The 11,973-nt window shown below is 68.3% G+C and carries 8 protein-coding genes; all 8 read left to right on the top strand.

Annotation, left to right across the window (positions count from 1 at the left end; translation table 11 throughout):
• Positions 1-18 precede the first annotated feature (18 nt).
• The gene (clpB, locus tag KME78_RS28700; protein ID WP_219532486.1) at positions 19-2,622 is read left to right on the top strand and encodes an ATP-dependent chaperone ClpB; all 2,604 of its coding nucleotides are present in this window, start codon (positions 19-21) and stop codon (positions 2,620-2,622) included.
• 1 nt (position 2,623) lies between these two features.
• Positions 2,624-3,058: a thioredoxin gene (gene trxA / locus KME78_RS28695; protein WP_219532485.1), complete on the top strand. Its 435-nt coding sequence runs from the start codon at positions 2,624-2,626 to the stop codon at positions 3,056-3,058.
• Complete coding sequence (locus KME78_RS28690; protein WP_219532484.1) at positions 3,055-4,719, top strand: FAD-dependent oxidoreductase; 1,665 nt, start codon at positions 3,055-3,057, stop codon at positions 4,717-4,719. The genes trxA and KME78_RS28690 overlap by 4 nt, the downstream gene beginning before the upstream one ends.
• A 5-nt stretch (positions 4,720-4,724) precedes the next feature.
• Positions 4,725-5,174: a DUF1931 family protein gene (locus tag KME78_RS28685; RefSeq protein WP_219532483.1), complete on the top strand. Its 450-nt coding sequence runs from the start codon at positions 4,725-4,727 to the stop codon at positions 5,172-5,174.
• 151 nt (positions 5,175-5,325) lie between these two features.
• Complete coding sequence (locus KME78_RS28680) at positions 5,326-5,592, top strand: hypothetical protein (RefSeq protein ID WP_219532482.1); 267 nt, start codon at positions 5,326-5,328, stop codon at positions 5,590-5,592.
• An 80-nt stretch (positions 5,593-5,672) separates the two neighbouring features.
• Complete coding sequence (locus tag KME78_RS28675) at positions 5,673-5,885, top strand: hypothetical protein (protein ID WP_219532481.1); 213 nt, start codon at positions 5,673-5,675, stop codon at positions 5,883-5,885.
• Between the two features lie 268 nt (positions 5,886-6,153).
• A complete protein-coding gene (locus tag KME78_RS28670) occupies positions 6,154-7,032 on the top strand; it encodes a hypothetical protein (RefSeq protein WP_219532480.1) in 879 nt (292 codons plus the stop codon).
• Between the two features lie 425 nt (positions 7,033-7,457).
• Positions 7,458-11,459, top strand: coding sequence for a MobF family relaxase (gene mobF, locus KME78_RS28665; protein WP_219532479.1), 4,002 nt, complete (start codon positions 7,458-7,460; stop codon positions 11,457-11,459).
• Positions 11,460-11,973: the final 514 nt, after the last annotated feature.

The following is an 11,973-nucleotide window of genomic DNA, read 5'->3' as shown; positions in this document are numbered from 1 at the left end:
GGAGTGGACCCGAACAGTATGACGCAGAAGTCGCAGGAGGCCCTGCACGGCGCCCAGACGAAGGCGCTGCGCTACGGGCATACCGAGATCGACGCCGAGCACCTGCTGCTGGCCCTGCTCGAACAGCCGGACGGGCTGGCCCCCCGGCTCGTGCAGAACGCCGGAGCCGACCCGGAGGCCCTGCGCGGGGACCTGGAGCACGAGCTGGAACGCCGTCCCAAGGTCAGCGGCCCGGGCGCGCAACCCGGACAGGTCTACGTCACGCAGCGGCTGTCGCGGCTGCTGGACACCGCCGAGCGGGAGGCGAAACGGCTCAAGGACGACTACGTCTCGGTCGAGCACCTGCTGCTGGCCCTGATCGAGGAGGGCGCCGGCACACCCTCGGGCCGGCTGCTGCAACAGCAAGGGCTCACCAGGGACCGGTTCCTGGAGGCGCTGACCGCCATCCGGGGCAACCAGCGCGTCACCTCGGCCATGCCGGAGGTCGCCTACGAGGCGCTGGAGAAGTACGGCCGCGACCTGGTGAGCGAGGCCCGGGCGGGCAAGCTGGACCCGGTGATCGGCCGCGACACGGAGATCCGCCGGGTGATCCAGATCCTGTCCCGCAAGACCAAGAACAACCCGGTGCTGATCGGCGACCCCGGCGTCGGCAAGACCGCCATCGTGGAAGGGCTCGCCCAGCGGATCACGAACGCGGACGTCCCCGAGGGGCTGCGCGACAAGACCGTCTTCAGCCTGGACATGGGCGCGCTCGTGGCCGGCGCCAAGTACCGCGGCGAGTTCGAGGAACGCCTGAAGGCCGTGCTGAACGAAGTCACGGCTGCCCAGGGACAGATCCTGCTGTTCGTGGACGAGCTGCACACCGTGGTCGGAGCCGGGGCGACCGAAGGCGCCATGGACGCGGGCAACATGCTCAAGCCGATGCTCGCCCGCGGCGAACTGCACATGATCGGCGCGACCACGGTCCAGGAGTACCGCCTGCACATCGAGAAGGACGCGGCCCTGGAGCGCAGGTTCCAGCCCGTCCTGGTGGACGAGCCGTCCGAAGAGGACGCGATATCGATCCTCCGGGGGCTGCGCGAGCGGCTGGAGATCTTCCACGGCGTGAAGATCCAGGACAGCGCCATCGTCGCCGCGGTGACGCTGAGCCACCGCTACATCTCCGACCGGTTCCTCCCGGACAAGGCCATCGACCTGGTCGACGAGGCCTGCGCGATGATCCGTACGGAGATCGACTCCATGCCCGCCGAGCTCGACGAACTCACCCGGCGGGTGATGCGGCTGGAGATCGAGGAGGCCGCGCTCGCCAAGGAGGACGACCCTGCCAGCAAGGCCCGCCTCGCCGACCTGCGCAAGGAGCTGGCCGACCTGCACGCCGAGGCCGACGCCATGCGGGCGCAATGGGAGTCCGAGCGGCATGCCCTGCGTAAGGTCCAGGCCCTGCGCCAGGAGCTGGAGGCCGTGCGCCGGGAGGCCGAGCAGGCCGAACGCGACTACGACCTCAACCGCGCCGCCGAGCTGCGCCACGGCAAGATGCCCGAGCTGGAACGCCGCCTGCAGGCGGAGGAGGAGCAGCTGACCCTGCGCCAGAGCGGCCGCAGGCTGCTGCGCGAGGTCGTCACCGAGGACGAGATCGCCGACATCGTCTCCCGCTGGACCGGCATCCCGGTCACCCGCCTGAAGGAGGGCGAGCGCGAGAAGCTGCTGCGCCTGGACGAGACCCTGCACGAGCGGGTCATCGGCCAGGAGGAGGCCGTGCGGCTGGTGGCCGACGCGGTCATCCGCGCCCGTTCCGGCATCAAGGATCCGCGGCGGCCCGTCGGGTCGTTCCTGTTCCTCGGACCGACCGGCGTCGGCAAGACCGAGCTGGCCAGGACGCTCGCCGCCACGCTGTTCGACACCGAGGACAACATGGTCCGCATCGACATGAGCGAATACCAGGAGCGGCACACGGTCAGCCGCCTGGTCGGCGCCCCTCCCGGCTACATCGGGTACGAGGAGGGCGGCCAGCTCACCGAGGCGGTGCGGCGAAAGCCGTACTCGGTGGTCCTCTTCGACGAGGTGGAGAAGGCGCACGCGGACGTGTTCAACACGTTCCTGCAGGTCCTGGACGACGGGCGGCTGACGGACGCGCAGGGCCGCACGGTCGACTTCCGCAACGCCGTGATCATCATGACCTCGAACATCGGCTCGCAGTACCTGCTCGACGGGGTCACCTCCGACGGCGAGATCAAGCCGGAAGCCCGCGACCGGGTCATGAACGAGCTGCGCACGCACTTCCGGCCGGAGTTCCTCAACAGGGTCGACGACATCGTGCTGTTCAAGCCGCTGACCGAGTCCCAGATCGAACGGATCGTGGACCTGATGTTCAACGACGTCAGGCAGCGGCTGGCCGACCGGCGGCTCACGCTGCGGGTCACCGACCAGGCGCTCAAGCTCATCGCCAACCAGGGCTATGACCCCGTGTACGGGGCCCGGCCGCTGCGCCGGTTCATCGCCCGCGAGGTCGAGACCAGGATCGGGCGGGCGCTGCTGGCCGGCGACGCTCCCGACGGCTCGACCGTGATGGTCGACGTCGACCACGGCGAGCTGAGCGTCACCTTCACCGGACCGGGGAGCTGACATGATCTCGACCACCCTCGCCTGCCCGAACTGCGGCAAACGGAACAGGGTCCCGGCCGCGGCCGACGGCGCCCCCCAGTGCGGGAACTGCCATCAGCCGCTGCCGTGGACCGCCGAGGCGGGCGACGACACGTTCGCCGAAGTCGCCGAGCGATCGGCGCTACCGGTCATCGTCGACTTCTGGGCGGACTGGTGCGGGCCGTGCCGGATGGTCACGCCCGCGCTCGAACAGGTCTCCCAGGACATGGCCGGCCGCGTCAAACTCGTCAAAGTCAACGTGGACCGGTCGCCACACCTGTCCGAGCGCTTCACGATCAAGCACATCCCGACGCTCATGATGATGGTCCGCGGCGAGGTCGTCGCCCAGCGGGCGGGCGCCGCGCCCGCCCACGAGCTGCGCAGATGGGTCGAGGACGCGGTCAAGGCGCACGCATGACGCCGCCACCCGAACCGCCGGTACCCGAGACGCCGGACTTGTACGGCGCCTATCCCCGGCTGAGCGAGGCGCAGCTCGCCGAGCTCTCCCCCCGCGGCGAGCGCCGGACCGTGTCGGGAGGCGACGTCCTGTTCCGTGAGGGGGAGCCCACCACGGAGTTCATCGTCGTGCTGACCGGCAAGGTAGCCATGGTCGAGGGGCACGGCCCGGACGAGCGGACGATCGCCGTCCACGGCCCGGGCCGGTTCCTCGGCGAGCTCAGCCTGCTCACCGGCCAGGCGGGATTCCTGACCGCCATCGTCCAGGAGCCGGGCGAGGTGCTGGCCGTGCCGGCCGAGGAGGTACGCGCGCTGGTGGCGCGCGACCAGACGCTCGGCGACCTCATCCTGCGGGCCTACCTGGCCCGGCGGTCCCTGCTGATCGGGCTGGGCACCGGCTTCCGCATCATCGGCTCCCGCTATTCGGCGGACTGCCGGCGGCTGCGCGAGTTCGCCGCCCGCAACAGGGTGCCGCACCGGTGGATCGACCTGGAGGAGGACGAGGAGGCGGACGCGCTGCTGCGCGAGCTGCGTATCCCGCCCGAGAACACCCCGGTCGTGATCTGGCGCGGCGACAAGGTCCTGCGCAACCCAACCGTCGCCGACCTGGCGAAAGCGATCGGCCTGCCCGCCCCGATGCCCAGCGACGGGGTCAGCGACCTGGTCGTCGTGGGCGCGGGCCCCGCGGGCCTGGCCGCCGCCGTGTACGGGGCCTCGGAAGGGCTGACGACCATCGTGCTCGACGCCGTGGCCGCCGGCGGCCAAGCTGGCACCTCCTCCCGCATCGAGAACTACCTCGGCTTCCCCGCCGGCATCTCGGGCGCCGAGCTGGCCGAGCGCGCCATCATCCAGGCGCGGAAGTTCGGCGCGGTGCTGACCGTCCCGGCCGAGGCGACCGGCCTGCAGCCGGACGACGGCTTCTACGGCGTCGTCGTCGCGGACGGCAGCACCGTCAAGGGCCACGCCGTGATCATCGCCACCGGCGCCCGCTACCGGCGGCTGGAGGTCCCCGAGCTGGAGAAGTACGAGGGATCGGGCGTCTATTACGCGGCCACCCCATTCGAGCTGCGCATGTGCAGCCACTCGCCGGTGGTCATCGTCGGCGGCGGCAACTCCGCCGGTCAGGCGGCCCTCTACCTGGCCAGGAACGCGTCATCGGTGCGCATGATCGTACGCGGTGACGACGTGCGCGCCAGCATGTCCCACTACCTCGCCGACGAGCTCGACCGCACGCCCGGCATCGAGATCATGCACAACACCGAGGTATACGAGCTCATCGGCGACGGCACGCTGAAAAGTGTCCGCGTCCGCAACAAGCGCACGGGGAAGTCCCTGGAGATCGCAACCAGGGCGATGTTCGTCTTCATCGGCGCCGACCCGCACACCAAATGGCTGGAGGGCGCCGTGCCGCTCGACGACCGCGGCTTCATCATCACGGGACAATCCACCACCTGGAATGCACCGCTTCCCCTGGAGACCGACCACCTGGGCGTCTTCGCCGCGGGCGACGTCCGCAGCGGATCGGTCAAGCGGGTCGCCTCCGCGGTGGGAGAGGGCGCCATGGCCGTGCGCCTGGTGCACGAAAGGTTCACCACCACAGGAAATCGACAGAGAAGACGGTGATCGACATGCCGGTTATGGCACACTCCAGGTTCGAGCGCTTCTTCCGCACCGCCGCGGGACTCAACGTGGACAAGAACGACCTCAAGCGCTTCAACGACTTCGTCAACCAGAAGCTGTACGACATGCTCGTCGTCGCCGAGGCCGCGGCCAAGGAGAACAGGCGCGACATCATCCAGCCATGGGACCTGCCCATCACCAAGGGCCTGCAGGAGAACATGCACGACTTCCGAGACCTGGACGAGGAGCTGGAGCTATCGCCGATCCTGGAGCAGCTCACCGCGCTGCCACCGCTCGACCTGTCGCTCAGCGTAGACGCCGAGGCCCGGCTGCCGGCCGTGGCCGGCGGGCTGTCCATGGCGCTCGCCCGCGCGCTCAAGATCGTCGAACCCGACCTCAAGAACCCCTCCAGCGAGCATTGGCAGCGCATGACCCGGCTGTTCGGCCTGCTCCTGTGACCATGACGCGGAGCGGCGAGCGGCGGACACCCTCCGCAGGGGCGCGTGCTGTCGTGCCAGCTCGCCGGTGTCGCCGTCACCGACGGCCGGCCTCATCGGCCCGGCTTGGAGGCAACCCGCAGATCGACAGTGAAGACATCATCGGAGACGGGTGACCGAGTTCGCGGCCGAATTCGTCCGGGACGCGGACATAGCCGAGCTCGCGAGCAAGAATCTCATCCTCGGAAAGCAGGCCGTGGCGCTCAGCGAAGGAGTCGAGCACACTGACCAGGACGTCCAGGCCGACGCACACATCGCCGCCGGCGCGAGCCGTGTTGAGCGCCGACGTGACGGCTACCGACGCCGGGTCGAAATAACCGGATTTGTGATCCGCACGACAGCCGCGCACATGACGCGGGCCTGTTCCTCGGTGAAGTAGCGCGAGGCTGCTGCGTTGGTGGCCAGGATCATCAGATCTTTGACCGTGGCGTGCTCCGGCATGGGGCCCACGCGTTCTGGATGTTCGAGAAGCACCACCAACCCCTCTCGCCGCAAGCACCGCGCTCTGTCCAGAACCAGCAGAATACGCGCAGAGCCGTGTGGCGGGTGGTCGTCGATTCCGGTGATCCACAAGGCTGCGCCGATCGCGGCTTCGGGCTCGCGGCGTCGGCCAGCGCCACGGCCAGCCAGCTCAAATACAGCGCCAGTTCGCGGGCATACGAAGTGTCGTAGGTGTCCAGCACCCGGGCGAGAACCGGAATCGCGCGCATGGGCCGGCGTAATTCTGTCCAGACCCGGGCCTCCATCACCTCCGGTTCCCCGGGCACCCTGCCTGGGCATAGATCTACTGGCAGTTTCACCGTCATCGGATCGGATCAGGCCCACGCAAGAGCTACCAGGCGAGGTCTGAGTCGCTTGAGGAATGCGCCGGCACCGGCGAAGGTAAGGCCAGTTAATCGAGCAAGGCAGTCGGTCAATTCGCCTTCCCTATCCTTGCCCGATGACCCACCAGACGTCCGAACCGCCGTGGCGGCCTCTCAGCGAGCGCGTGGCCGGGCTCAATGGCGAGCGCGAACTCGTCGAAGGTGTACCCGACTACCTGCGCCCCCATCTCGCGCTCTGGTCTAGCCGCAGCATGACCGGCTTCCCCGACACTGCTCGCGCTGTCGAACTCCTCATCCACCAGAACCTCAATCTCAACCCGCAGACCTTCGACATGACGCAGGCGAACGAGGTGGTCCTCCTCGATGCCGTCGATGCGGCACTCCGTGTCAATCGGATCATGACTGGTGCTCTTGATCCCACCGTGGACGAGAGGACCGCGGAGAAGCGGAAATTGTGGCTGCTCCACGTCAGGGATCTACAGAACATACTGCGCAGCGCGGGGTCCGCCTGGCAGGTGAAGCAGGATTACGACGGACTCGAGCGCAGGGTCGATGACACTGTCGTCGAGGCAACCATCGCCACAGAGAACGCGGCCCCTTCTGACGCGTCAGGTCACCTGCGTAGAGCATGGAATGCGGCCTTCGGATACCAACCGAACCCTGCCCTGGCCTACAGCGAGGCCGTCAAGGCAGTGGAGGCGGTGGCGATTCCGCTGACGATCCCCACCGATCCTCAGCCGACGTTGGGAAAGGTTCGGGCGCATCTGGAGTTGGTGCCGCACAAGTACATCCTGGGGATCGCCGACAAGCACGGCTCGCCGGCCTCCGCGGAATCCGTCACGAAGCTGATCGCTTTGCTGTGGCACGGTCAGCGTGATCGTCACGCAGGTGGCCCAACGACCAGCCCGATCAATCAGGAAACGGCTCAGGCTGCTGTGCATGTCGCCGTCCTGCTGGTTCAGTTCTTCTCAACGGGTGTGATCAAGAAGTTGTAACCAACACAATCCGGATGTCAGTGATCACGTCTGGATCAGCCTGAGCTGCATGGAACCCCGACGGCCATTTCGACCCACCACAGCCCGACTTCAAGCGCACCGGCAGCGTCGGATTGAACTGCCGCGACTGCTGACACTCCGCAACGCCTACCCGGCCCTGCATGACAGGGCCGGGCCTAGGCGTTTACGGCCAGGGCGAACCCAGCCACATCTCATATCGTCACTGACTGTCATTGAGAGGTCGTTTCTACTGACACCTCAATGATGTTCAACGTCCGCCCTATCCAATATTGACTCATCATGTCACCATATTCCACAAGATCTAAGTCAGGAATAGACGAAAGGTATCTGCGATACGTCTTGGCTGCGCCCGCCATCAACGGTCCTGCCATCGTCGCTGTTGCCGCTGTCTGAACGGGGCTCGCATGGCATGGGTGAATGTACTCGGCCCCTGCATAGAGCAGGTGGAATACCGATTACGGGAGGGCGCCGGCTGCGGCGTGCCGCACGCCGACGAGCACGGCCACGAACACGGCGAGGAGCCCGATGGGCAGCTGAGCTACCGGCTGGGCGGCGAGCGCGCCCTGGTGTGGATCGGTGAGGGCCTACGCGAGGTAGGCATCGTCCCAGGCACTCCGCTGACATCCGACCAGCACGGCAAGGCGCGGGCGCTGATGAACGGCGAGAACCCGGACAACGGCAAGCTGCTGATAAAAGCCAAGCACGTCGTCGACCCGCGCGGCAAACTGCCCGCGGCCCCACTCGGAGAGGCGCTGGAGGCAGCCGCAGCCGAACGCGGTACCACCGTCGAGGGCCTGCTGGCCGCCCGCCCGGCGATGGTCAAGCGCGCGGCTCAGATGGCACGCGGTATCGCTCGGGAAGGCGAGGCACACCTGGTACGCATCGGCGATCTGGAACAGCTGGCCCGCGCCGCCGACGTCAACCTGGCCGAGGCGTACGAGCCGGAAGCGTTGGCTTACGCGAGTAAGTGGCGCGATGCACGAGTCCGGATCGGCAATCGTGGTTACGACCTGACCCTGGACGTGACCAAGAGCGTGTCGGTGCTGGTCGGGCTGGCCGACCCGAGCTTCGCGGCCGAGCTGGAGGACATCGTCACCACCGCGATGTTCGAGACCGTCGCGGCCGTCGAGCAGTGGGTGAGCTACGGGCAGCGGGGCCACCAAGGCGATGGCCAGTTGGCTGGGCAGATAGCCACAACGGGATTGATGGGCTGGACAATGTGGCACCGCACCGCACGCCCGGTGGGCACGGCGGCACCGGATCCGCACCTGCATGCGCATGTCGTGCTGGCCAATTTAGCTCGTGGCGTGGATGGGAAGTGGTCGGCGATCGCGTCCGGAGGGCGGGACCTGCACCGGCACGCGCACGCCGCCGACGCCTTCTTCAAGGCACGGCATCGCAGGGCGATGACCGAACGCTGCGGCATCGCCTGGACGCGGGACCCGGAGACGGGCGCGTGGGAGATCGCGGCCATCCCGGCCATGGTGCGGACGTTGTTCTCCAAGCGGGACGGCCAGGTCAAGCAGGTGCTGGCCAAACTCGGCTTCGCCGCCGGGGAGGCCTCCCGCCGGGCCAAGAAGGTGGCCTCAGCCGAAAGCCGCCAGCACAGAACCGACCCAGGCCAGGCCGAGTTGCGCGCCGACTGGCACAGCCAGCTCGAAGCGGCCGGCGTGGACCCGGTCGCGCTGGTCGCGGCCTGCCGCAGTGGCGCACGCCTGCCCGTACGGCCTTCTCCGGCGGAGATCGCGGCGTGGATCTGGCGGCCCGAGGGCGGGCTGACCTCGCATCGCAAGGAGGTCACCCGGGCCGATGTGCTGGCCGCGGTCCTCGATGCTCTCCCCGATGGCGTGGCGAACCTGGCCGAGGCCGAGATGCTCACCGATGAGGTACTGGCACTGACTCCGGCAGTGCGCCTGCCCGACGCTGGAGCCCGGCATATGGCCAACTCCACCCGCTACACCAGCACCGACATCCTGCACGCCGAACAGACGCTGCTGGCCAGTGTGCGCCACCGCTACAACGGCGGCGTGGCCGTGCTCGACCCCGACGCCGTCCACCTGGCCCTGGACACCTTCCAGATCAGCCACCATCTGACCTTCACCGGCGAGCAGCGCGCCGTGCTGGAGCGCATCCTGTGCGCCGGGCACGGGGTGGAGGCGATCATCGGCGTGCCCGGCGCGGGCAAGACCACGTTGATGGCCGCCGCCCGCACCGCGTATGAGAGCCGCGGCCTGGTCGTCCGGGGCGCGGCCACCGCGGCAATAGCCGCCGCCACTCTGCGCGCCGAATCCGGCATCGGCACCGACACCATCGCCACCTGGCTGCTGCGCATCCAGCACGGGTCGGGCCTGGCCGGGGTGGACGTGCTGGTGGTCGACGAGGCCGCCATGGTCGACGACCGCGAACTAGCCACCCTGCTCGCGGACGCCGAACGGCACGCCACCAAAGTGGTGCTCCTGGGGGACCCCAAGCAACTGCGCGCCATCGGCGTCGGCGGCGGCTTTGCCGCCATTCATCGGCAAGTCGATGGGCTGGTACTGCGGCACAACCGCCGCCAACGCGACCCCATCGAACGCCGCGCGCTGGAGCTGTTCCGGGCCGGTCAACGCCGTCAAGCCCTGCACACCTGGGCGGAGGGCGGCCGCGTATGTGCCGAGGCGGGCGCGGACGACACGATGGCGCGTCTGATCGCCGACTGGGCGAATGTCCGGCGACCGTACGGAACCGCCGAACGCCCGGGCGTGCATGACGAGCTGGTCGACCTGCTGGTACTGGCGGGAACCAACGAGGCTGCCAGTCGGCTCAACCTGGCCGCCCGAGCGATACGCCGCGAGCTGGGCGAGCTGTCCGGCTCGGACCGGGTCTACCACCTGGCCGGCGGCGCCACGATGGCCTTAGCCATCGGCGATCACGTGAGGGTACGGAAGAACGACTATCGCGCCCGCCGTGGTGAAGGCCCCGTGGACGTGCTCAACGGATACCGCGGCCACATCATCGCCATCGACAGCAGGCGCGGCGTGCAGGTCGAATGGCGCCGCACCGGCCCGGATGGAGCCGTCCTGACATGTGAATGGGTCAGCCCCGCCTACATCGCGGCCGGCGGTCTGTCGTACGGCACCGCGATGACTGTGGCCTCCGCCCAGGGCCTCACCTGCCAACGCACCTTCATCTACGGGCTCGGCCTGGACCCGCACACCCTGTACGCCGCCATGTCCCGCGACCGGCATAGTGCCTGCCTCTACCTGCCGCGCGAGCTCCTGGAAAGTGACGCAGACCGGCTCCGCCACGGCCCCGTCCACGGCCCGGACCACGAACTGCAGCGCGCCCTGGCCGCCTACGCCACGACCCTCTACGGCGACCGCGCCGACCAACTCCTGACCCCCGAACCCGAACCCATTGCCCACCAGCCAGAGCCCATCCTGTCCGCTCGGACTGCTCAGCCTCCAGACGCCGATCTGGAGCGCGCCCGTGCCGAGCTGCACGCCGCCGAACGCGAAGCACATCTGGCCGTGGAGCGCGCTCGTGCCCTGCAATCCCTTACCGACTCCCCGTATGGCGCCGGGCTGGCCAACGCTGCCGAGCTGCGCCAACGCATGGGCCAGCTCGCCAAGCGGCTCACCGCTGCGACAGCCAACGCCCAAGCCGCCGACCAGAGCATTCACCGCTTGGCCGCCGAGGGCGGCGGGCGCCTCGAACGTCACCTGCTGACCGAGCGCGCCACCCTTGAGGAGCAGACCCGCCGGATCGAGACCGCCGAGGCCGCCGCCCACCGGCTCCAGCAGACCCGCCAGACCCTCAACGAGGGCCGCAGAGACCTGACTCAACTGCGTCGGCAAGAACGCGTCATCGAGCGCGAGCTGGCCAGCCTGCGCCCCTGGCAGCGTGCCCGCCACCGCGACCTGACAGCCACCCTTACCGACCTCCACGAGCGTCAGGATCAACTCACTCAGCGGCTAGTGCCGATTCATGCGGAGGCTCCGGCGCTGGACGAGGTCGCCCGCCAGACCTCCGCGCAGGCCCCGCCCCCAGCTACCTGGCCACAGGTACGGCGACGCCACGCCGAACTGATGCGCACCTTCGACACCGCCCTTCGCACGGCACGCGAGGGCGACGTCGCGCTCGCGCGGATACGCGCTCATGAGCACCGCCAAGCGCAAGTTGCTGCCCAACAGGAACTCACCGCCATCCAACGCGAGATGTGCCGCACTGACCTGACTCCCGACCAGCGCAACCTCGAACGGGCCGCCCAAGCCGAACAGGCTGCGGCATGGCGCGCGGACGCCCGACAAAAGGCAGGCCGTCCCAACCCCGGTTGCACCGACCAGCGTGGCCCCTCCCAGGCATACCAGCCACCGACCGATCACACCGGTGGCAAACTCGACCGTGGACGCGGCTTCAGTAGGTAAGCATGCGAGCGTCAAGGCACTTCTCGGCCGGGCAGAGCGCAGCTGGCGAGAACCGCCGTCGCCCAGCTCGGTCTCTTCCTCACAGGCCGATTATGGCCGTCGCTTGCCGTAGATCCAGGTAGTCGCCCCTCGCTTCGCTCGGGCCGCTCCACCTGGATCTGCGGCTTCTCGACGGCCGATTCGGTTGTCGAGGAAGGACTCGGAGCCCCGGCAAGGACCCCCGCCTGGCCTTAAAGAGAGCTTGGAAAGGCGCGTGGACTTGCACAGCTGACAGGGTCGTTCGCCGGTCGCCTTGGGGATGGGCATGCTGGGCAGCGGCAGGCCCGGAATAGGAAGTGAAGCGGTTGCAGAAAGTAGTCTGACCAACACATCTGACCAAGAGTAATGTTACTTGTGTGGTCGACTGGGGGCAGTGATACATCCGCTACGTCGGTGACAGCGGAGCATCGAGGGGGTGAGGAGGCTGGCGGGAGAATCGCCGGTACACAGGTTGAATGCGTAGAGTCTTCGGGTC

The organism is Nonomuraea guangzhouensis (assembly GCF_019396345.1).
Lineage (GTDB): Bacteria > Actinomycetota > Actinomycetes > Streptosporangiales > Streptosporangiaceae > Nonomuraea > Nonomuraea guangzhouensis.
Note: the sequence above shows the minus strand (reverse complement) of the source record. Positions and strands in the feature narration are given on the sequence as shown.